Origin of the sequence: Paenibacillus shunpengii (assembly GCF_042684905.1) — a bacterium.
GTDB classification, from domain to species: Bacteria; Bacillota; Bacilli; order Paenibacillales; family Paenibacillaceae; genus Paenibacillus; species Paenibacillus shunpengii.
On the sequence record NZ_JBHUMJ010000002.1, the window covers coordinates 1,051,297 to 1,073,836 of the forward strand.

23 protein-coding genes are annotated in these 22,540 nt (G+C 44.0%); 16 read left to right on the plus strand and 7 right to left on the minus strand.

Going from position 1 to position 22,540, the window contains the following annotated elements:
- The first annotated feature begins 197 nt into the window (after positions 1 to 197).
- From ACFSVM_RS04970 to ACFSVM_RS04980, 3 genes are all read left to right on the plus strand, one after another.
- A complete protein-coding gene (locus ACFSVM_RS04970; protein ID WP_379260715.1) occupies positions 198 to 1,208 on the plus strand; it encodes a protoglobin domain-containing protein in 1,011 nt (336 codons plus the stop codon).
- A gap of 209 nt (positions 1,209 to 1,417) precedes the next feature.
- On the plus strand, positions 1,418 to 2,425 hold the full coding sequence (locus ACFSVM_RS04975) for a LacI family DNA-binding transcriptional regulator (RefSeq protein ID WP_076311651.1): 1,008 nt from the start codon (positions 1,418 to 1,420) through the stop codon (positions 2,423 to 2,425).
- 217 nt (positions 2,426 to 2,642) lie between these two features.
- Positions 2,643 to 3,299, plus strand: coding sequence for a hypothetical protein (locus ACFSVM_RS04980; RefSeq protein ID WP_076311649.1), 657 nt, complete (start codon positions 2,643 to 2,645; stop codon positions 3,297 to 3,299).
- Positions 3,300 to 3,352: 53 nt separating this feature from the next.
- Here ACFSVM_RS04980 and ACFSVM_RS04985 read toward each other — a convergent pair whose 3' ends face one another.
- The 3 genes from ACFSVM_RS04985 to yhbH all read right to left on the minus strand — a co-directional run bounded on the left by ACFSVM_RS04985 (position 3,353) and on the right by yhbH (position 6,708).
- Entirely contained in the window at positions 3,353 to 3,907 is a 555-nt protein-coding gene (locus tag ACFSVM_RS04985; RefSeq protein WP_076311648.1) for a YecA family protein, read from the minus strand.
- A 198-nt stretch (positions 3,908 to 4,105) separates the two neighbouring features.
- The gene (locus ACFSVM_RS04990; protein WP_090723317.1) at positions 4,106 to 5,545 is read right to left on the minus strand and encodes a SpoVR family protein; all 1,440 of its coding nucleotides are present in this window, start codon (positions 5,543 to 5,545) and stop codon (positions 4,106 to 4,108) included.
- Positions 5,542 to 6,708, minus strand: coding sequence for a sporulation protein YhbH (gene yhbH, locus ACFSVM_RS04995; RefSeq protein ID WP_076311646.1), 1,167 nt, complete (start codon positions 6,706 to 6,708; stop codon positions 5,542 to 5,544). The genes ACFSVM_RS04990 and yhbH overlap by 4 nt, the downstream gene beginning before the upstream one ends.
- 257 nt (positions 6,709 to 6,965) lie before the next feature.
- Here yhbH and thrC point away from each other — a divergent pair, with 257 nt between their 5' ends.
- From thrC to ACFSVM_RS05045, 10 genes are all read left to right on the plus strand, one after another.
- Entirely contained in the window at positions 6,966 to 8,369 is a 1,404-nt protein-coding gene (thrC, locus tag ACFSVM_RS05000) for a threonine synthase (protein WP_379260719.1), read from the plus strand.
- A gap of 273 nt (positions 8,370 to 8,642) precedes the next feature.
- Complete coding sequence (locus ACFSVM_RS05005) at positions 8,643 to 9,920, plus strand: sulfotransferase family protein (protein ID WP_379260721.1); 1,278 nt, start codon at positions 8,643 to 8,645, stop codon at positions 9,918 to 9,920.
- Positions 9,917 to 11,845: an asparagine synthase-related protein gene (locus tag ACFSVM_RS05010; protein WP_379260723.1), complete on the plus strand. Its 1,929-nt coding sequence runs from the start codon at positions 9,917 to 9,919 to the stop codon at positions 11,843 to 11,845. Before ACFSVM_RS05005 ends, ACFSVM_RS05010 begins: the two co-directional genes overlap by 4 nt.
- A 47-nt stretch (positions 11,846 to 11,892) precedes the next feature.
- Positions 11,893 to 12,027, plus strand: coding sequence for a paeninodin family lasso peptide (locus ACFSVM_RS05015; RefSeq protein ID WP_177178639.1), 135 nt, complete (start codon positions 11,893 to 11,895; stop codon positions 12,025 to 12,027).
- 145 nt (positions 12,028 to 12,172) lie between these two features.
- The gene (locus tag ACFSVM_RS05020) at positions 12,173 to 13,114 is read left to right on the plus strand and encodes a hypothetical protein (RefSeq protein ID WP_076311642.1); all 942 of its coding nucleotides are present in this window, start codon (positions 12,173 to 12,175) and stop codon (positions 13,112 to 13,114) included.
- Positions 13,111 to 13,404 carry a lasso peptide biosynthesis PqqD family chaperone gene (locus tag ACFSVM_RS05025; protein WP_076311641.1) on the plus strand — a complete coding sequence of 98 codons (294 nt, stop codon included), beginning with the start codon at positions 13,111 to 13,113 and terminating at the stop codon, positions 13,402 to 13,404. Before ACFSVM_RS05020 ends, ACFSVM_RS05025 begins: the two co-directional genes overlap by 4 nt.
- 4 nt (positions 13,405 to 13,408) lie before the next feature.
- On the plus strand, positions 13,409 to 13,870 hold the full coding sequence (locus tag ACFSVM_RS05030; RefSeq protein WP_379260727.1) for a lasso peptide biosynthesis B2 protein: 462 nt from the start codon (positions 13,409 to 13,411) through the stop codon (positions 13,868 to 13,870).
- A gap of 24 nt (positions 13,871 to 13,894) precedes the next feature.
- Positions 13,895 to 14,095, plus strand: coding sequence for a hypothetical protein (locus ACFSVM_RS05035; protein ID WP_379260729.1), 201 nt, complete (start codon positions 13,895 to 13,897; stop codon positions 14,093 to 14,095).
- 22 nt (positions 14,096 to 14,117) lie between these two features.
- On the plus strand, positions 14,118 to 15,077 hold the full coding sequence (locus tag ACFSVM_RS05040) for a nucleotidyltransferase domain-containing protein (protein ID WP_379260731.1): 960 nt from the start codon (positions 14,118 to 14,120) through the stop codon (positions 15,075 to 15,077).
- Complete coding sequence (locus ACFSVM_RS05045; protein ID WP_379260733.1) at positions 15,070 to 16,875, plus strand: ABC transporter ATP-binding protein; 1,806 nt, start codon at positions 15,070 to 15,072, stop codon at positions 16,873 to 16,875. The genes ACFSVM_RS05040 and ACFSVM_RS05045 overlap by 8 nt, the downstream gene beginning before the upstream one ends.
- Positions 16,876 to 16,911: 36 nt before the next feature.
- Here ACFSVM_RS05045 and cysC read toward each other — a convergent pair whose 3' ends face one another.
- Complete coding sequence (cysC, locus tag ACFSVM_RS05050; RefSeq protein ID WP_379262876.1) at positions 16,912 to 17,475, minus strand: adenylyl-sulfate kinase; 564 nt, start codon at positions 17,473 to 17,475, stop codon at positions 16,912 to 16,914.
- A gap of 199 nt (positions 17,476 to 17,674) precedes the next feature.
- Between cysC and pdaA the strand changes: the two genes are divergently transcribed.
- Positions 17,675 to 18,451: a delta-lactam-biosynthetic de-N-acetylase gene (gene pdaA, locus ACFSVM_RS05055; RefSeq protein ID WP_379260735.1), complete on the plus strand. Its 777-nt coding sequence runs from the start codon at positions 17,675 to 17,677 to the stop codon at positions 18,449 to 18,451.
- A gap of 244 nt (positions 18,452 to 18,695) precedes the next feature.
- Entirely contained in the window at positions 18,696 to 19,823 is a 1,128-nt protein-coding gene (locus tag ACFSVM_RS05060) for a glycoside hydrolase family 88/105 protein (protein WP_379260737.1), read from the plus strand.
- Between the two features lie 50 nt (positions 19,824 to 19,873).
- Here ACFSVM_RS05060 and ACFSVM_RS05065 read toward each other — a convergent pair whose 3' ends face one another.
- Positions 19,874 to 20,725 (minus strand): DegV family protein, encoded by an 852-nt coding sequence (locus ACFSVM_RS05065; RefSeq protein WP_379260739.1) that lies wholly within the window; start codon positions 20,723 to 20,725, stop codon positions 19,874 to 19,876.
- Positions 20,726 to 20,845: 120 nt separating this feature from the next.
- Positions 20,846 to 21,259 (minus strand): hypothetical protein, encoded by a 414-nt coding sequence (locus tag ACFSVM_RS05070; RefSeq protein ID WP_083655730.1) that lies wholly within the window; start codon positions 21,257 to 21,259, stop codon positions 20,846 to 20,848.
- Between the two features lie 212 nt (positions 21,260 to 21,471).
- On the opposite strand from ACFSVM_RS05070, the gene ACFSVM_RS05075 reads away from it, so the two are divergent.
- On the plus strand, positions 21,472 to 21,804 hold the full coding sequence (locus ACFSVM_RS05075) for a DUF423 domain-containing protein (RefSeq protein WP_371264536.1): 333 nt from the start codon (positions 21,472 to 21,474) through the stop codon (positions 21,802 to 21,804).
- 53 nt (positions 21,805 to 21,857) lie between these two features.
- Here the strand turns inward: ACFSVM_RS05075 and ACFSVM_RS05080 are convergent, their stop codons facing one another.
- A complete protein-coding gene (locus tag ACFSVM_RS05080; RefSeq protein ID WP_379260741.1) occupies positions 21,858 to 22,349 on the minus strand; it encodes a hypothetical protein in 492 nt (163 codons plus the stop codon).
- Positions 22,350 to 22,540 lie beyond the last annotated feature (191 nt).

The following is a 22,540-nucleotide window of genomic DNA, read 5'->3' on the forward strand; positions in this document are numbered from 1 at the left end:
ACGCTGTCTGATTGCTGCAAATGGTGCACTTCAGATAGCGTATTTTTATCCTTTTACCCGTAATGAGAACAGGAAGAAAAATGCAAAATAGGACTTTAGGATTATGATATTGTGGGTTTAAAGGTCTATAATGATGGTTCGAAGCAATAAAATACTAATATAAGGCAAACTGGTTGCAAGGAGGAAGATTTTTCGAGATGATTGAGGTTTCCGAAGAGCGAGAACAACAGCTGGCCTACATAGGAATTACCAATCTGGAGCTGGAATTGCTTCATAAGCACCGGCCCATTTTTGAAAAAATAGTAGACGAGGTTGTTGATCGGTTATATGACCGAATAGGACAAGTGGAAGAACTGAGAAGCATCATTACGAAATACTCGACAATAGAACGTCTAAAGCAGACACAACGATGGTACTTTATATCCCTGACGGATGGGCATATAGATGAAGAATTTATTGCGAAACGAATACAAATCGGGCTAATTCATTCAAAAATTGGACTGAAATCCGATTTTTACTTGGGTAGTTATATGGTGTATCTGGATGTGGCGACCAGCATTGTACAGCAAATCATGCCAAATGGATGGTATCCAGTAATCCATGCACTGAGCAAGATGTTTAATTTTGATTCCCAGCTTGTGCTCGAAGCTTACGAAGGGAAGGAGAAGCAGAAGATTACCGATATTGCTGATGAGCAGGAGCGCATGCTGCAGGCAATTACAGAGGTGTCTCAGAAGCTGACCGGCATGATTGATGAACTGCATCACAATACGGAGCTGATATCCGAGACAGCGAGACAGACTGCAGCTTCCCAGGAATCAGCCCATAAGCTGATCGACGACCTGAATCAAGAGGTAAAAGAAATTCAAAAGATGGGGAGTCTGATCCGAGAAATTTCAGACCAAAGCCATTTGCTGGGACTTAATGCAGCGATCGAGGCTGCTCACGCAGGAGACAGCGGAAGGGGCTTTGAGATTGTTGCAGGCGAGATCCGCAAGCTGGCTACGGGCTCCAAGAAGGCAATGGAGCAGATCCAGAGCGTGCTGAACAGTATTCGAACGAAGCTGGATCAAGTGCAGAACGAGTCCGATAATACGTCGGATAATGCAAGAAAGCAAGTATTCAGCTCCAGTGAGCTGATGGCCTTCGTTCAAATCATGGAATCTGTATCCGGTGATCTCAAAGAGCTGCAAGCCTCTTATTCCTAACTTCAATGCTGAACTAACCTAAAGAGCAAAAGGCATTACAGTGTCTTTTGTCTCTTCCAAATATCCATTAAATTGTAAATAGTAAGCGCATACAATATAATTCTATGAGGATCGCACCTTTTAGGCTATAATGAATTCATTCATACAAAACCAAGCTAACAAGCATATACAGATGCGTTTTGGACAATGAGAACGTAAGAGGTGATCAAATGGCATCGATCCATGATGTGGCTAAAGAAGCCGGGGTCTCAGTTGCTACCGTTTCAAAGGTGCTGAATGATTATCCCGATGTAAGTGACAAAACACGTAAAAGAGTAAATCTGGCTATTGAGCAGCTGCACTATCAACCGAATGTAGTTGCAAGGGGATTAGTAAAAAGAAGATCATGGACTGTAGGTGTGCTGCTGACCGTCCCCTTCACCAATCCATATGTAGCCGAACTATTAGAAGGAATTAAGACAGCGCTTGAGAACAGCGGATATGATCTGGTCCGGTTATCCACTCGCTTCGATGATCCGCATTATTCATTTATTAAGCATTGCCGAAGCCGCAATGTAGATGGAGTTGTCGTCTTTGGAGTGGAGCGCGATAATCGCAGTATCGATGAATTGATTCATTCGGATATCCCAACGATGTTTGTCGACATGGATATCGTTGGCAAGCGGGCAGGGTATATTACAACAGATAACCAAAATGCAATCCATAAAGGTGTAAAGCATCTTTACGAGCTCGGCCATCGCAAGATAGCCTACATATCCGGCACATTAGGTCCATCCATTGCAAATATGCGGCTTGAAGGATACAGACAAGGCCTAATTAGCTGCGGATTGTCTTATTCGACCAGTTACCTTGAGGTATGTGATTATACATTTGACGGCGGAGCGGCTGCAATGAGCAGACTGCTTGCACTCCATGACACGCCGACAGGCATTGTATGTGCTTCTGATCTCTCCGCTTTTGGTGCCATTCATGAAATAGAGAAGCACGGATTGTCCGTTCCTCATGACATCTCCGTTGTAGGATTCGATAATACCTATCATGCGCAGGTATTCAAGCCGAATTTGACGACAGTGAATCAAAATATTTACTCTATCGGCATTAAATCCATTGAATGCTTGATTGCGCTCATAGAAAATCGGGATTACTCTCCGCCAGTCATTATGGAGCCTTCTGAGCTGATCGTAAGGCAAACCACAGGGAAGGCTAAGCTTGCCTGAAGCACTGCGGTTGTATAACTTTATTCATAATAACAAGGAAACACCTTCTCACTCGAATCTCATGAAGTTTTTCATGCAGATCGGGCAGAAGGTGTTTTTTCATTCTTTTCAAGATTTTTACCCTTTTATTACGAGAATGACTATCTTATATGTAAGGATGAGCTATATAATGGGACAAGGACAAGTGAAATAGATTCATAAAGGAGTTAAATTTTAATTGAATAGATTAATTAAAGCAGTCATTTTGCTGACTTGTGTCATGTTTGTAGGAAGTGCGTTTGTGTTTGCAGAAATTAAGGGGAGTTCCCTTTCAAATATAAAAAATACAGAAGAACTAAAAATTGAGCCAGCAATGGATCCTGTGGCCGTTATAACGGGTACCGATAATGCTTTATATCCGGTACAAGAAACAGATGGAGTATATGAAGGAATGGCTTTGGCCTGGGAAGGCCGTTTTCTTAACTTTCCGTGGAGAAGCGTGGCCTCTGAGACGCCATCTGCACAATTAATGGCAATGGATGTTACGCAGGATGGGATAGAAGATGCAATTGTATTCTTAACGGCTGCGGATGGAACAGGTGTCTATGTGGAACAGCTTCATATTGTTGATGGGACGCAGATGGTTGAGATTATGATGAAGGATCCCGTCAAGGCTGCAGAGGAATACATACAAGTGAGCACAGAATTGAAGGAGATTGGTCCTGTAACTGTGGGCAATTATGTTAAGTATGAAGTGAAGGGAAGCACTGTGACGGCAACACTGGGTGTTGCGCAATCCTTTTCTCAATATATTGGCGACCTTGTGATTACCTACCAATATAATCCGAAGGTGGAGGAGCTTGAGGCGGAATCAATCCTGTACACCGCATTTTAAATTAATAAATCCGAAAGGACCTGCTGAGCAGGTCACTTTCGGACTCTCTGATCTTATACACTTTGGCTAGTTAAGGAAGTTTTCTCTGCAAATTCAGACAGCTGTCCAATGCTCTTGGAGAGGGTTGTAGCCGAAACATCGTGCTTAGCAGCAAGCTCGGATTGACTGATGGTGCTGCCTTGTTTCGTTGCAGTAACATATTCTAATGCACCAGCGAAACCTCCCGGCTTACGATAACGAGGAGCTTCGCTATTGCTATAGCTGTTCCACAGTGAGATAAGTCCACTTGTCTCTTCTTCCGTCAGCTTGTACTCTTCTGCGATTGAAGGAATGGCAGATTCAGCAAGCTCGCGGTGCATGTCGTGTTCCCAAGTCATCTCTGTAAGGTTCAGCGCAGACTTCTGGGAGGTCTGTTCAGCTACTTGAGGGGCAGGGGACGTCTTAGAAACAGTGGATACTGCAGATACAGGGCGTCGATTCGTAATGACTTCGACTGATGTGGCAACCCTTACATTGCGCTGCTGCTGTCTGTCTTTCTCGAGGCAGCATTTTTTATATTTCTTGCCACTGCCGCAGTGGCACGGTTCGTTTCTACCTAGGTTGATCAAGTTCGTTCGCTCCTTTAATTCTATCAAAGAAATTCTAATGATGAGCGCAATAATGTAAGGCGCTAACAAAAGTAGATTATATCATATTTTAATGGGTTTAGATGTAATGTAATGCCCCCTATATTTCAATGTACTCCATGAAAAAGCCTGTTTCAACCCAAAAATGAGCGGAAACAGGCTTAATACAGGACAATTGTGTTAATTTAACAGCTTACGGTGGATCTTTTTGCCATCAAATGTAAATTGCACCGGTTTATCTTCGATAATGGTTTCAAGATGCACCGTTCGACCCCATAATTTATATACGTAAGGAAGCGTACGTTCCATATATTTCAAGTCAAGTTCAATGCCTTCGTACTGATGCTTAAGCATAAGCTCGCCGGTACGAAGATAATCCCCGTCATGCACGACGAGATACGGTGAGCCGCCATTGACTCTGGCATAGATCAGCTGATCCCGGATATTTTCCCAGGATTTATCGGTAATTTTCCATTCGGGGCCCTTCTTCTCAAACACATACAGGTCGAGGTCTTCGACCAGACCCTTTGTCATGTAGTTGCGGATGAAGGAGGTGTCTGAATCGTATTCGCGAACCTCGAACATTTTGGATCTTCCTTGCCCTGGCTTGCGTCCGAAGCGCTCCTGCTCCTCAAGTGTCGGGTGATCCCAGCGGCGTTCGATATCCTCGAAGATTTTGACCCCGAGATAATAGGGATTCAGACTTTGCTTTGACGGCTGTACAACAGAGGCATTAAGCATTGCATATTCCACGGTTTCTTCACTTGTGAGGTCCAGCTCACGTATAATACGTTGATGCCAGTACGAAGCCCAGCCTTCGTTCATAATCTTGGTTTCCATTTGAGGCCAAAAATAGAGCATCTCTTCACGAAGCATGCTCATGATGTCTCGCTGCCAATCGGTTAGTGTTTCGGAAAATTCCTGTATGAACCACATGATGTCCTTCTCCGGTTCAGGAGGGAAGCGGTGAACCTTCTGCTGCGCCGGCTCCTCTGTAGATCCTGCAGGTTCGCCGATGGCCCAAATATCGTCATATCTTCCGGGAGGGCGAATGACCTTGGTTTCTTTTTGCTGCTTCATTTTCATTTCCATATAACGCTGCTTGTCGAGTTGCTGAGGCTTGATCAGCTGTGGATCTACATGCTCCTGAATAGCGAGGACCGCATCAATAAAGGATTCCACGGCTTCCGTCCCATATTCAAGCTCATACTGGCTGATTCGGTCTGCCGTCGCTGACATGCTCTCCACCATATTGCGGTTGGAGGCTGAGAAGCGGGCATTGTTTTTGAAGAAATCACAGTGTGCGAGCACATGGGCTACAATGAGCTTATTCTGAATCAGAGAGTTTCCATCGAGCAGGAAGGCATAGCATGGATTGGAATTGATTACGAGCTCATATATTTTGCTCAGACCGAAGTCATACTGCATCTTCATCTTTTGGAACGTCTTGCCGAAGCTCCAATGGCTGAATCGAGTCGGCATACCATAGGCTCCGAAAGTATATATGATGTCGGCAGGGCAGATCTCATAACGCATCGGATAATAATCAAGCCCGAATCCGTCAGCGATTTCCATGATCTCTGCAATGGCATATTCTAGTTCATTGATCTCTTTGCTCATGAAGCACTTCCTCCTTCCTTGTTGTGGAAAAAGGTGCGCAGCGCTTTGTAGACTTCGCCTTTCTCCTTGATTACATAGTACATAAACTGGTCCATCTTAATATTGCGATAGGCGGACATCAGCGTACTGCTGCGGTTATATTGGTTCACTTCTCCATAGCCAAACATATTGCTTCGCTTCAGCAGTTCACCGATGAGCTTCACACAGCGTTCGTTGTCAGAGGTGAGATTATCTCCATCTGAGAAGTGGAAGGGATAGATGTTATAGCTTGAAGGAGGGTAGCGACGGTCTATAATCTCAAGAGCCTTCATATAAGCGGAGGAGCAGATGGTACCGCCGCTTTCTCCCCGGGTGAAAAATTCTTCCTCAGTCACTTCTTTGGCTTCCGTATGGTGGGCGACAAAGACGATTTCTACCTTTTCATACTGCTTGCGAAGAAAGCGGGTCATCCAGAAGAAAAAGCTGCGTGCGCAGTATTTTTCAAAGGACCCCATGGAACCGGAAGTGTCCATCATTGCGATGATAACAGCGTTAGAATGCGGGATCACGGTATCATCCCAGGTCTTGTAACGCAGATCATCCGGACTGATGTGGTGAATGCCCGGGTTTCCGGTTGTGGCGTTCCGTCTCAGATTCTCAAGAATGGTCCGTTTCTTATCAATGTTGGACTGCATTCCTTTTTTGCGGATATCGTTAAACACGATGTTGTGCGTTTCAATTTGCTCTTTATCCTTTTGCTTTAAATGCGGCAGCTCTAATTCGGAGAACAGCATGTTCTCCAATTCTTCAATGCTGATCTCGGCTTCGACAATATCGTGACCCGGCTGATCGCCAGCCTTTTCACCCTTGCCGGGCTTTTGACTCGCAGGATCGCGGCCGATGACATCACCGACCTGGCTGTCCCCGTCACCCTGGCCGACATGCTTCTGCTTCTGATAATTGTACACGAAGCGATATTCATCCAGACTCCGGATTGGAACCTTGATGATTTGCTGGCCATCAGACATGATAATATTTTCTTCCGTAATAAGATCGGGCAGGTTTTGCTTAATGATATCTTTCACCTTCTGCTGATGACGCTGCTGGTCTTGGTACCCTTTACGGTGAAGCGACCAATCTTCTTTGGAAACGACAAACGAGTAAGGATGGCGAGAATCTGGCATGTTAGGCACCCCCCTTGGATTACGCGGCACAGTTTGGCCTGCTGTAAATTATGTATATTCACGGGCAGGGACGTTATGTGATGACATATATAATAAATAGAGAATATATCAAAACTTTTTTTTCAAAATGCCATGGAATTGACGATTCTTGTAAGAAAAAGATTCGCTTTTATCAAAGATAGTAGTATTATGGTTAAAAAGAAAAACAAGAGGTCCAGTGAAACGAGAATTGGGTCCATTATGCAGGAGGGAAATAGATGCAATATCATAGTACTCGAGGACGTGTAAGTGGAGTTGGTTTCATCGATGCATTTCTGATGGGGCTGGCTACGGATGGAGGTCTGCTTGTACCAAGCACCATACCATCGTTATCGACTGAACAGCTGGAGGCATGGAGAAATCTATCCTTTCAAGATCTCATGCTCAAAATTTTCTCCTATTATACAAATGAAGAAATTCCGGAAGCCGAGCTGAAAGAATTGGTGTATGCGAGCTACAGCGCATTCCGTGATGAAGCTGTTACGCCCGTTCGCAAGCTGACGGATCAAATATATTTGCTTGAGCTGTTCCATGGACCTACCTTTGCGTTCAAAGATGTCGCCTTGCAGCTGATGGGTAATCTATATACTTATGTTGCGAGCAAATACAATAAACAGATTAATATTCTCGGAGCAACCTCAGGCGATACCGGTGCATCCGCAATTGAAGGTGTTCGAGGAAAAGAAGGCATCAATATTTGCATTTTGCATCCGACTGGCAAGGTCAGCAAGGTGCAAGAGCTGCAGATGACGACAGTACAGGACAGCAATGTATTGAACCTTTCTGTCGAAGGTAACTTTGACGATTGCCAGCGCATGATTAAGCAGCTGTTTGCGGATGTAGAATTCAAGGATAAGCATCATCTCTGTGCAATCAATTCTATAAATATTGTTCGGATTCTCGCTCAGACGGTTTACTACTTCTATGCATACTTCCGGGTTACGGACGAGCGTCCGGAGCTAACGGCTTCACCGCTTCATTTCAGTGTCCCGACTGGAAACTTTGGTGACATTTTTGCAGGATATCTCGCATCCCGGATGGGTCTTCCTGTCGGCAAGCTCATCTTGGCTACGAATGAGAACAACATCCTAGAACAGTTTGTTAATCAAGGGCTGTATAAGCCAGACAAATTCCATACCACCTACAGTCCATCTATGGATATACAGGTTGCAAGCAACTTTGAACGATATCTGTATTACGTACTGGGAGAGGATGCTGCTCAGACGGAAGAATACATGAAGTCTTTCCAAGAGAAGGGTCATATTCAAATTCCGGAAGACACCCTTGCGAAGGTACAGCAGGAATTTGCAGCCTATGGTGTGCTTGGTGAAGAGTGCTTGGATACAATCAAGAAATATCATGAGCAAACGACTTATCTGCTCGATCCTCACTCGGCTTGCGGGGTAAAGGCAGCTGAGCAAACGACGGGAGCACAGGAAGTGGTTGTGTCGCTGGCTACAGCACACCCAGCCAAGTTTAATGAAGCCATTGAGCTGTGCAGTATTGAGCAGAGCTTCCCGGAGCAGATCGCGAGACTATCGGATCTGCCGACACGGAAGAAGCTTGTAGATGGAACGCTTGATGCTGTCGTGGCAGAGCTGATCCCTTTTTACAACGAATAAAATATGATTCCGTTTAAACTTTATTTAATTGCATAATTACGAAGAACGGCATAAAAGTCTGTTTCCGAAGATAATATCTTGGGAGCAGACTTTTTTGTTTGTGAATCGAGATATGAAAATACAATTGTGAAAAAGGATGAAAAATAAAGCATTGACATGATACAATTTGTATCATAAAGTAGGGTTTATAATACATAAAGTATCATTATTTTGGGATAGATACACACATCAACAAATAATGTACAGTTATTTGTCGGAAAGGAGACGCTGCATTTGAAGCATTTCCGTGATGATCAACTCGTATTTTTGCTGTGTACGCCCAGAAGCGGAAGCTCACTCACAACAGTGATGCTGCAGAACCATGAGGAAGTTTTCGCCGCACAGGAGATGTGGTATTTGCTCTCACTTGCGGACTTGCAGCTAGCTCCTGTACGCCCCTATGGAGGCACGGGGATCATTCGTCAATTCTATAATGGAATTATTTCAGAAGATCTGTTTCATAGAGCAGCACGCAGCTTTGGAGTGGAGATCTATGAGGGATTATTAAATCAGAACGGCGCACGGAAGATCATCGATAAGTCGCCAAGATATTATATATTGCTAGAGTTTCTGGATGCCGTATTTCCCGAATCGCAAAGAATCGGATTATTTCGCAACCCGTTATCTGTAGCTGCATCCTACAAGAAGGTCAATGCATTTAGCGGAGAACCATTTTCACTGATCGAGGATCTGAAGCAGCCTATTCCTGGCATGAAGATCGTAGACCTTACAGCGGGGCTGTTCCGCTACGCAACGTATTTTAAGGGAGAATCGGCCTACTCCTACAAGCTTAAATATGAAGAGCTCGTGCGGCAGCCTGAACAACAATTACGCAAGCTGTGCGAGTTTATCGGTATTTCTTACCGTGAAGGAATGGAGAAGTACGGCAATCCGGTAAGTGAAGAAAAAGCGGATCTTTTTTACAGTATGGGAGCAGGTGACCCCTTCTTATTGAATCATACACAGGCACATGTGCAGTCCATTGACGCTTGGAAGGATCAGCTTAGCCCTGATGAGGTTGATGCCTATTGCCGAGTGCTGGGAGCACAAATATTTCATGATCTTGGGTACTCTGAAGAACTGGAAGAAGCACAACGGATAACGGGCGTTAGGTACGAACTCTCGCCAGATGAAGCGACGATGGAGCGGATTGAACAGCAATTTTTGAAATCGAGCGGTTACATATGGAAGCCGGACTATGAATTGAGCACAAGCAGTATTCTTACGGGGATACAGCCTGCTGAAGCTGTAGATGATCTAGAATTAGAAGCTATGCAGGGGAATCGGATAAGTGATCACAGACAGGCCTCCATCCAGATTGCTCAGCTTGAAACGAGAGTCAGGCTGCTGGAGAACCGATTAACGAAGAGCTATATGGAGAAGAACCACGTGGAGAAGCAGCTGATCCAGCTTAGGAGCAAGCTTAATCGAATTAAGTCCATACTGCCATTTGGGAACCGGCTATCATCCTGGGCTCAGGGGTACTTGTCTGGAAGGGAGGGGAAATCATGAGCGCCATCATGGGATGCTTATCCCGCAGAGAACCGATTATGCCTGAAGATATGGACCCCGCAGGAGCCTATTTGACGAAATACAAGTGGGATCGTATTCATACATGGAGCGATGCCCATGTGTTTTTTAGCTGTCATATGCAGTGGGTGACCCCGGAGTCCGTCCATGAAGTGCTGCCACTCTATGATGAAAGACGCGATATCACCATTACAGCGGATGCGATTATCGATAATCGCAGTGAGCTGTTTGACAAGCTGCAGATCCCTCTTAAAGAGCAAATCACGATTTCCGACAGCCAATTGATACTGGAAGCTTATGTGAAGTGGGGAGAAGAAGCTCCTAAGCATTTATTAGGTGATTATGTATTTATGATTTGGGATTCAAGGAAGGATCAATTGTTCGGTGCACGTGATGAGTCAGGCCGCAGGTCCTTTTACTATATTGATGATGGTATACATTTTGCATTCTGCAGCTCAATGAACCCGATCTTCCAAATGCCTTACTTCAACAAAGAACTAAACGAGCAATGGCTGGCCGAATTTCTGGCGATTCGAGGAATGTATGAATCGTATGACGTTCATGCCACTGCGTATCGTAATGTAAGACAGATTCCGGCTGCACATTGGATTAAGGTAAGCAGGCAGGGGGTCGAATTACGTCAATATAGCAATTTTAAAGAAATAGAGCCTTTGTATTTGAACTCGGATGAAGAATATGAAGAGGCCTTTCGAGAAGTGTTCGACCAGGCTGTTCGGGCAAGAGTCAGAACATATAAGCAAGTAGGCACGGCCCTCAGTGGTGGACTTGATTCAGGAACGGTTGCGAGCTTCGCTTCACCGATGCTGAAAGCGGATGGCAAGGAGCTTCATGCTTACAGCTATGTACCCGTATCAGGCTTCGAGGATTGGACGTCCAGCCGGTTGATTGCAGATGAAACGCCTTACATTCAGTCCACCGTGAATTTTGTAGGGAATATTCGAGAGAACTACATGAATTTTGCTGGTAAGAGTCCGCTGACGGAAGTGAATGACTGGCTGGACATTATGGAGACGCCCTACAAATTTTTTGAAAATTCCTTCTGGATTCGTGGATTTTATGAACGTGCACAGGAACAGGGAGTAGGCGTACTGCTTACGGGGGCTATGGGGAATTTCACCATTTCGTGGGGGCCGGCGTTAGACTACTACGCTCATTTATTGCGAAGAGGCAAGCTGGTTCACCTTGCAAGGGAGGTTCAGCAATACAGCCGTCTGGCTGAAGTACCGCGAGCAAAGCTGCTGCCGATTATCGGGAGAAAGGCATTTCCCATGCTTCACAGGCAGCGTGCGGTAGCGGGGGGAACCGTCCAAATACCCGAACTGATTCACCCGGATTTTGCTAGAAAGATGGAAATGCACCGGCAAATGAAGCCATACGTTGTGAATAAAGAAACGGTCTATATTAACGCATTAACTGCACGAAAAGAAAATATAAATAACTTGGCCGTGGCTAACAAGAATGGGGCAATGGCAACGAAACTATCTATGCGGTATGGACTTATTGAACGTGATCCAACCAATGATCCGAGAGTGGTTCGTTACTGTCTGTCTGTTCCACTAGAGCAATATGTTCAAAAAGGGCGAGATCGCGCATTGCTGCGTCGCTCCACAGTGAATTACTTGCCAGATAATGTGAGACTTAACCAGAGTGTTAGAGGGATTCAGCCGGCAGATTGGATTCAGCGCACGAAGCCGCATTGGAAAGAATGGGTGGCGGAGCTTCAAGCTTTATGTAAGGACACTTTGATATCTGAATATCTAAATGTAGATCAAATAAAAAAAGGACTCACAAAGCTGGAGCATCCTAGACCGGAGCTTGCGTGGGATTCAGAGGTTCGCATGCTGATGCACAGTTTAATTGTCTTTCGATTTTTGCGAAGATTCTAAATTAAATCTATAGCAGCGGTGCAGCAATTGGAAAGGAGGTGAGAGGAATGAATATAGAAAAAAAAGAATGGCAAACACCGAGTTTAGAAGTCCTTGAGATCAGTGAGACAAAAAAAGGTGTCGGATACAGACAAATTGACTGGATCTCTGAGCATGACGGGGACTTGTACAATCCAAGCTAACAGATAAAGTAGGTAATTCATTCTTATGTATGTTGACAGCTTATAGCTATCAGCGAAAACATTCTCACTCGTCTTTCGCTGATAGCTATATCATGATTGCTATTGTAATTTAGTAGTGGTTATTATGTTGGAATTGGAGGATTTCATGTCACAAGCAAAAGGTACTATTGTATCCACTTATACAGCGTTTGGCTTGAACATCCAAAGTGCACTGCCTCTTCCCGAGTTGACTGAAGCAGAGGTGACTGCAACATCCAACATCGATGTGATTATTCACATAGGAGACTTATCTTTGCTCAGCCATGACTGGAATCTGGCACAAAAGAATTTTCAATCTAAAGGGAATCAATTTTTATTTCAAATTCCCGAAGTAGGTATTTTTCATGTTGTGGAAGGTACACGGGTGACCGTCATGCCTTATGCTCTACACGATCTTTCAAGAGTGAGGTTGTATTTACTAGGCACCTGTATGGGCGTTGTTATGCTGCAGCGTAAGATTTTACCCCTGCATGGAAGTGCGGTAGTCATAGACGGTGAGGTGTACGCCTTTGTGGGTGAGTCGGGTGCAGGAAAATCCACCTTATCGGCAGCACTTGTGAATAGAGGCTACAATCTAATCAGCGATGATGTAATTGCTGTTAGCATGAGCTCTTGTAACCCCGTTGTATACCCAGCATATCCACAGCAGAAATTGAACGCTTACAGTCTCGATATGTTAGATATGGAATCCACTTCTTTCCGGATCATACAGGATGAATGGAAGTACGCTGTTCCAAGGAAGCAGTGTTTCAGCCAGGATGAGATGCCGTTGGCGGGTGTGTTTGAGCTTGTTGCTTCAGGGAGTGCTGAAGTTCAATTGGATAGTGTAGGCCCATTTGAAGGCATTAACCTGCTCCAAGTACATACGTATCGTCTGCCGCTGGTCAAAAGACTGCAGCTGCTGGAGTGGCATTTCAAAGAGGTTACACAAGTGGCTAATCGCACCCAACTGTACAGACTTCATAGACCGTTAGATCAAGTGACGATTGAGCAGCTAGTTGACACCGTGCTGCAGACAATTGATAAAGGAGTGAATACACCCGGATGACAATGAAAGCAATCGATCAAAACGACGTGTACATTCAGCAAAAAGGCTATGTCGTCAGCGATATGAACGGGGACAAAGTCATGATGTCTATTGAATCAGGCAAATATTACAACCTTGGACAGACAGGGGGACGTATTTGGGAGCTTCTTGTAGAAGGAAATACAATATTTGGTATTTCCACTGTCCTGTCGTCGGAATATTCTGTGGAGCAAGCGACATGTCAGCTGCAAGTAGAGCAATTTATGAATACCCTTCTGAAGGAAGGGCTGATTGTAAGTAAAAGGGATTAGTGTAATGTCAAGTAAAACTTTATTATTTCGTTCATTTACGAAGCAAAAGCCTGCCATGAGAAAGTTGATCATAGAGGCTTTCTTTTATTTGGCCTATGCCAGACTAATGAATCTTAGACCATTTGCTAAAGTAGCCGAGATGTTGAATTGTGTTAAGGATGAATCCGCCTATGACCGAAGCCCTGACTTGGATCCGATTCGGCTCAGTGTTGCCAAGGCCATTCATATGACAGCGAAACATACCCCTTGGAAGAGTGAATGTCTCGTTACGAGTATCGCTGGAATGATCATGCTGGAACGAAGAAAAATTGACAGCACGCTGTATCTGGGTGTAGCTAGAAGCAACAGTGGAGAGATGGTTGCACATGCTTGGCTTCGAAGTGGGCAGTTGTATGTTGCCGGAGCAGACGGAATTGAGAAGTATACCGTCGTTGGAGTGTTTTCTAAACGAACATCTGAACCTTAGCAAAGGCAAAGGGAGATCAAATCAATGAATATCATAAACCGTGATATTATTGCCGAAACGACGATCGAGTTTCAATTTATGTGTGAATTGCTTGCTGAGGATCGTGTATCGAATGAGGCAATCCAAGAAAGATATGATACTAGCTCCATAGATTGGAATGAATTCAGCAGACTAATTCTACATCACCGTGTTTATCCACTTATATATAAGACTGCAGACAATTAGCTATTATGTACCGGCTGAAATCATGAATCAATTGCGCGATGCCGTTATGTCCAATACGTTCTATATGATGAAGCTGACGGCAGAGATGCAGCGAGTAGCTCGTATTCTTGAAGAACATCATATCGAGGTTCTGATGCTGAAGGGACCTGTGCTTGCTTATGAATTGTATGGAGATTTGGCACATCGTAACTCAAAAGATCTTGACATGCTTGTGGATATTTCTAAGGTCGAGAAGGCTTTAGGAATACTTATGGAAATAGGGTACATTAAGAAATTTGATTCTCCTTACATTTTAAACAGTTGGAAGTGGAAGGATCATCATATTGCTCTCGTCCATCCAGTATTAGAAACACAGATTGAGATTCATTGGAGCTTAAATCCTTATAATAATTCTCATCGATTAGATTTCAAGACGTTATGGAATAGAAAACGATCTATGGATATTTCAGGATGTAAAGTTCATTACCTTGGATTTGAAGATTTATTTATGTATTTAATAAGTCATGGTGCAAGACATGGCTGGTTCAGGTTACGCTGGCTGTTAGATATTGATAAGATAATTAGATTTAATGGTGCAATTCAACAAAGTCACGATTACATGGAGATTCATGATTGCAAGTCCCTTGTGGGTCAGGCGTACTACCTAGCCTCTCAATTGATTAGAACGCCATTATCCAAAGAAATGAAAGAACTGGCGACTAGTCAAAGATCGATAGAATTGGCCTCTTATGCATTTAATCTTATAAAGAAAAGTGAGATAACGGATGCTGAGACATTAAAAAATTATCTAAAACAGATCAAATCACCGAAACGTCGAATGATCATGCTGCTAGGGAGGCTGTATCCGGGTCCCATGGATGCTGAATTATTGCCGCTGCCCCGCAAGCTGCATTTTCTATACATACCTTTACGCCCTTTCTTGTGGATGTGGCGTCGAATCAGGCAGCGCATGGTTCTCAAAGGGAGACATGAATATGATTGAACTTCGAACCTACCTAAAGAAACTGTACTCTATTACAGGTCCCAAGCTGATCGTCAGCATCTTGTTTATGGTCATCATCAGTATATTGGAAGGGTTCGGTATCTACATGCTGGTTCCCATGCTGTCTGCAATTAATGTATTGGACTCTGGTATAAATGATTCAGTCCCGCTGGAATGGGTCACTGGTCTGCTCGGGTTTGTACCGCAGCAATCACAGCTACTGCTGGTACTTTTCATTTTTGTGGTCATTTTGACGGTTCAAGCGTTAATGCAGCGTAATCAGAACATTCTCAGCTCTCAAATCCAGCAAAACTTTATACATACCTTGCGATATGAAACGTACAGACTATTGATACATTCCAAATGGGAGCTTTTTTTAACGAAGAAAAAATCAGACTTTAACCATATCCTCACCTCTGAGCTGGCGCGTGTGAGCCAAGGAACAAACGTCTTAATTCAGCTTACGGCATCGGTCATATTTACAGTCATTCAGATTGGATTTGCCTTTTGGCTGTCTGCCGAATTGACTCTGATGGTATTAGGCTTCGGTGTCATTTTGTTTATGGTCCTCCGGCCTTTTATACGCAAAGCCAAGGCTTTGGGGGATCACACTTCTGATCTGTCTCAACAATATATGTCTGAGATCGTGGAGCATTTTAACGGGATGAAGGATATTAAGAGCAACAATCTGGAGCAGCAGCATGAAACAGGCTTTAAAGCCTTGTGCAAGCGAATGGAGCATAACATGGTATCTTATATTCGCCTCAATTCGACTACACAGCTGATTTATAGAATTGCTGCGGCGGTTATTATTGCCTTGTTTGTATATGCATCGCTTAACCTGTTTTCTTATCGTGCTGAGCATTTGCTGTTGATGATCGTTATATTCTCCAGATTATGGCCCCGGTTCTCCATGATCCAAACCAGTCTGGAATATATCGGTTCGCTCATTCCTGCTTTCCGAAGCTTGCTGCAGCTGCAGCAAGAATGTGAGCAGGCTTTGGAAATAAGCAGCCTGAATACTTCGATTAGCAGTACGGATATCAAACCAATCGCTTTGAAGTCAGGGATTCGCTGTATGGATGTATCCTATCGGTATCCAGGACAAACACAAGATGCGCTGCACCACGTTAATACTTTTATCCCGGTTAACGGTATGACGGCTATTGTCGGACGTTCAGGTGCAGGAAAAAGTACATTTATTGATCTGCTCATGGGGTTAATTCAGCCGACAAAAGGAACCATTCACTTGGATGAAGCGCCTTTGGAGGAATCGAGGCTGCAAGCCTGGCGTCAGTCGATCAGTTATGTATCGCAGGAGCCTTTTTTGTTCCACACATCGATACGGGACAATCTTCTTCTGGTGAAGCGAGATGCTACGGAGGAGGAGCTGTGGGAAGCGCTGCGATTTGCCTCCGCTGATTTTGTTGCAGATTTGCCACAAGGACTGGATACTATCATCGGTGATCGGGGAGTCCGACTATCTGGAGGAGAGAGGCAGAGAATTGTACTCGCAAGAGCGATATTACGTAAGCCAGCGATTCTCATATTAGATGAAGCAACCAGCGCACTGGATGGAGAGAATGAACTTACTATACAAGAAGCGCTCAAGGCGCTTCAGGGGCGGATGACGATCGTCGTCATTGCACACCGTTTGTCTACCATTCAAGGCGCAGATCAGGTCATCGTACTTGAAGGGGGCAAAGTGATGCAGCAAGGAGCATATGAAGGGCTCTCTACGGATGCAGAGGGTGCCTTCGGTCAATTGCTGTCTTATCAGACGAGAGCATCTTTATAGTATGATGCTCCCGTTAGAGGGTGCAATGGGGAACCATTAAGCAAGCGCATGTCTTTGTAATGCAGTGACGAGTAAGGAGACGGACTGCTCAATTTCTTGGTGCTCGGTATCAATAGTGATATCGGGCTTGTTTGGTATGTCGTAACCGGCAGATATACCTGTGAAATTTGGTATTTCGCCACGTCTTGCTTTTTCATATAATCCCTTTGGATCTCGCTGTTCACAGACTTCCACAGAACACTTCACATATACTTCTACAAATTCCCCAGGCTCAAACATGGACTTCACCATTTCCCGATCTTGCTCATGTGGAGAAATAAACGCTGCGATGATATGGGTGCCCGAGCCTAGAAATAGCTTAGATACCTCTGCAATTCGCCTTAAATTCTCTCTGCGGTCCTCTGGGCTGAATCCCAGGTCTCGGTTTAAACCGCGGCGTACTTGATCTCCGTCAAGCATATAGCAGGGAATTCCTTCTCTCTTCCAAATTTGTTCCAGATGGGAAGCAAGTGTCGTCTTGCCAGATCCAGATAGCCCTGTAAACCAAATGACTCGTGGATTCCTATTGATAGACAAGCCCCTTCTCTCCTTAGAAAATATGTATTTTAGTACAGTTTCGTGACCTACAATTAGATTATAACGGATGAAAGTAATTAGCAAAATACTACATAAAAATATAAATATCTGCTTATATTACGTAAAGTGACAGTTAGCAATGTAGGTTGCCTGCTGTGTTCGAACGACATCGCTCAAGTGAACATGGGCTAGAAATCTATTTGAGAAAAGGAGCAGATCACAAATGAAGAAGATGCTCATCCTGGGCACGATAATTGCAATCCTCGTTTCGGGGACACAGATGGTCCATGCTTCCTCCGTGAAGGACGCATTTCATTTTGGCTTTAAGAAGAGCAAGGACGGACAATCCGCCTCCATTAACGAGGAAGGCTTTAAACATATTCTGGAGAAGCATGGTGCTATTTTTATGGGAGATACGAAGCAAAAGGAATTGTATCTGACCTTCGATAACGGGTATGAGAATGGCTATACACCTGCCATCCTGGATGTATTGAAAGAAAAGAAGGTACCTGCCGCTTTTTTTGTAACAGGGCATTATCTGAAGGACAAGCCGGACCTTGTACGCCGGATGAGTCAAGAAGGTCATATTGTTGGAAACCATTCCTGGAGCCATCCTGATCTCACGATGACTTCGAATGAAAAAATAAAATTAGAGCTGGACCAAGTCAAGGAAGAGACCAAGAGGCTGACAGGCAAAGAGTATCCTTATCTCCGTCCACCTCGGGGAATCTTTAGTGATCGGACACTCGAAGTAAGCCGTGGTCTCGGATACACCGATGTATTCTGGTCCATCGCATATAAGGATTGGGATACAAACGTACAGAAAGGCTCGCAGTATGCCTATGATCAAGTCATGAAGCAGCTGCATCCAGGTGCTGTAATTCTGCTGCACTCCGTATCAAAGGACAATACAGAGGCACTTGGCTCCATCATAGATGCTGCGAGAGCTCAGGGCTACACCTTCAAAGGCTTGGATGAATTAAAGACCAAGACCTACTGAAATAAAACTGCAAATTTGATGCAAGTTTACACTCTCAACCTATATATATGCATGATTTAATGAACCGCTGATCAGTATATACGCTGCCAGCGGTTTTTTATGCATTTTAAGCCAAAGCTCGTATTTTTGTGCTTTTAACCTTGTATACGCTTTATTTCCATTATATAGTTAAAAAGTGGGGTTGATCCTTGAACACATGCATTCGAAAATGAATCATGAATAACAATCATGGGAGGGAAACCGTTTGGATATCATTTGGTCTACTCGGATATTGGATTCATTCATGAAGCGTAACAAGCAATTGCCATGGGGAGATTTTCATTCAAGACTACATTGGAATTATGAGAATGGCTGCATGATGACAGCGGTTGAACGAGTATGGCGGGCGACGAACGATCCTATATATTTTGATTACCTGAAAACGAACATGGATCTATTTATTCAGGATAATGGCCATATTCATACATATCGATTAAATGAATACAATGTCGATCAACTGAATCAAGGAAAGACGTTGTTTACACTGTATGAAGAAACAGGTGAGGAGAAATACCGAATCGCGATTGAGCAGTTGATGACACAGCTTAGAAGCCATCCACGTACGGCTGAAGGGGGACTATGGCATAAGAAGATCTATCCTTTTCAAATGTGGCTGGATGGCGTTTATATGGCCTGTCCGTTGATGACAGCTTATGCAGATCTGATGGGTGCAAATGAATGGTTTGACGAGGCTGTGCATGAAATTTTGTTGATGGAAAAAGTATCACGTGACCCAGAAACAGGACTACTGTATCATGCTTATGATGAGAGCAGGGAACAGGCTTGGGCCGATCCGGTCACAGGCTGCTCTCCGCACTTTTGGGGAAGAGCTCTCGGCTGGTATGTAATGGCGATCACCGATGTGCTTGATACATTGCCCTTGGATCATCCTAAACGCGGCCAGGTTATCGGAATCTTCTATCGGGTGTGTGAGGCAATTATGAAGGTGCAGGATGAGGCAACTGGCTTATGGTATCAAGTGCTGAATCTGCCTGAGCAAGAAGGCAACTACTTGGAGGCGTCTGCATCTTCAATGTTTGTATGTGCACTCGCAAAAGGGGTGCGTCTCGGTTACTTGGGCAGTCATGCACTGGAAGCTGCTCGCAGGGGACATGACGGCATCGTCAGCCAGTTTGTTAAAGTGCGTGAGGATGGCTCCTACGCATTGGAAGGCATATGCAAGGTAGCTGGTCTCGGTGGTCAGCCGTATAGAGATGGATCATTCGAATACTATATTGGAGAACCGCTGCGTACGGATGATCCGAAGGGATTAGCTCCTTTTGTGATGGCATGTCTCGAGCTCGAGGCACAAATGACCGAAATAACCGTATAAAATATAAGAAAAGAAGACCTTGCAATATAATGCAGGGTCTTCTTTTTCTCTTAATATGATTTAGTGTAAATGATACCAATGGTTTTAGGTCCACAATGACTGGAAATAACACAACCTGCGGTAGCCAGCACAACCTCTTTTGCATTTGTCTTTTCCTGCAATACCCTTTGCAGATAAAGCGCATCATCCTCACACATGGAGTGAACAACGATGATAATATCATTGTCCATTTCATTTGTTTTGCTCAGTGCATTTGACAGCATCTGATCCATCGCTTTTTCCCGTTTGCCTCTGACCTTGTATGCAGGTGTCATTTTTCCATCTGTTACTTTGATGACCGGTCTGATCTTGAGCAGACTGCCGATCAAATTTTGCATTCCCGAGCAGCGGCCGCCCATATATAGATAATCTAGTGTATCAATAACAAATTCAGTATCGACCTGTGGTCTGATCTGGGTAAGACGGTGAACAATTTCCGGAACGGTAAGCCCTTCCTCCACTGCGCGTACAGCCTTGATCACCTGAAGACCGATTCCTGTTGATAAATTTAGGGAGTCAAATACGGTAACTCTGCCATCTGGATATTCGGAAGCGGCTAGCAGTGCATTTTGATAGGTGGACGACAGCTCTGAAGAGAGGCTGATAAATAGTATATCGTAGCCTTCATCTATGTATGGGCCAAAACAGGCCATAAAATCGGCCGGTGATGGAGCTGCTGTCTTCGGTAGCCGTCCTTCTGTTTTGACACGCTGGTACAGCTCTTCTGGAACGATATCCACTCCATCCTTCAATGACTCGTCTCCGAATACGGCATAGAGTGGGACAATGCCAATGTCATATTGATGGATCCATTCTTTTGGCAAATCACTAGTACTGTCCGCAAAAATTTTAATTCGCGACATCTCAATCCCCTTTATACAAGTTAGTTTCTTCTTCACATCAAACATTATAATGCATATTTGGCGTGTGTAGCAAAAAAGGCAGCAAAAAGGTTAGTCACGAAGAGAAGAAGAGAATTTATTCTAAACCATAACGGTCATGCTGAAAAAGCCGATGACGATTAGCAGGATCAGACCATTTAGAATAAGGCCAACCAGTGGGAATGCTTTTTTTCGATTCTTTAACGCCAATCCGATAATGGAGAGGATAACACCAATGATATTCAGTCCAAGGCTGGCAAGAATCAAAAGTCCGATAACAATCACATAGAAGTTGTTCAGCATCGCCTCAGGATCGGGATTTTCAAGTATTTCAGCTGCGGCAGATGGTGATAGGGCGAGAACAGCGATGTAAAGGACCAGGGAGAGTATGCCAACGATTAGAGATGCAATACCAGGACCTGAATGTTTGATCTTGGCAGGAGGTGGCTGAAAAGTGCCGTAGGGATTGTTTACTTCTTGAAGTTGGTCGTTATTTGGTACTTGGTTATTATCCATGTAGTCGCTCCTTTATAGATTTACAGTTAACTTTTCCATAATTCAAATTAAAATGCAAGCTGTATCTCTCTATCTGTTTTGTCACAATGTTAAAGGGATGTTCACTAGTAAATGGCGCGCATATTAGGTTAAGATAATTTAGAATACATTTCATTGAGGAGTGAGCATATCAAGTGGCGAAAAAATGGATTGCCATAGGTTCGATTCTAGCGATGCTATCTGTCCTGATTGGCGCCTTTGGTGCACATATTATTGAACCGATTATTGGTGAAGAGCGGCTTACCACGTATGAAACCGGCGTACAGTATCATATGATGCATGCGCTTGGAATTTTGATTATTGCACTTATTGCCAACAGCTTCGGTCCCAAGAAGGCATTAGAATGGGCGGCAAGACTGATGTTTATCGGCATTATACTGTTCTCAGGAAGCTTATATGTGCTGAGCATAACGGGAATCGGTATTTTTGGGGCAATTACACCATTAGGGGGAATTTGCTTCATTACAGGCTGGATTCTTGTTGTCGTGTCCGTATTAAAAAAATAAAAAGTAAGGAACGGTCATTCTCACTAGATGAGATTGGCCGTTCTTGCTTATTCCTAGATATACTTCTCGATCTCGGACGTATGGATGGAGTACACCTGCTTCTCATCCACATGATAAATGCTGACCAGCTTGGATAACGCATCGAAATTGAGAACACGGCACGGAATGCTCTTACCTTTGCCATTCTTCTCACGAATATCGAGCCTGATCAGTCTTCCTTCCTTCATTGCGGTCATAAGCCATTTCTCTGAAGGACAACGGTCCACTTCTTCTCTCTTCATCGTCTCGGATGAAGGGATAAGAGAAGATTTATGAATCGGTTTCATGTTTAGATCGGATACAGCCGTTTGTTTCAAAGCTTGCTCAATTCTTGCTCCCAGCTTCAAACCGGACTGAATTCTGAAATCTGCAATTTGATCTTGTGCATTAAAAATTTCGAGAAGGAATTGCAGTGCAAGGGCATCTGACTTGCTGTGAATCATAATGTCAACGTTAAAAAGAAATTCGGTCTCGTTACTCGTGCCTGCTGACGTCGTGTTTTTCATAATAATATTTACCTCGCACTGCTCTTATAATGGAATAATTATGTACATTGATTCTCTAACTATATCATTAAAACGCAATCGTGAATACTACCATAGACGCATATTTATGCGAAAATCCAGGATTTTTTTATAAGAATAATAGCGAAATGCTAGGTTTTAAGACATGGTTCTTTTGGCATTAACACTATCCG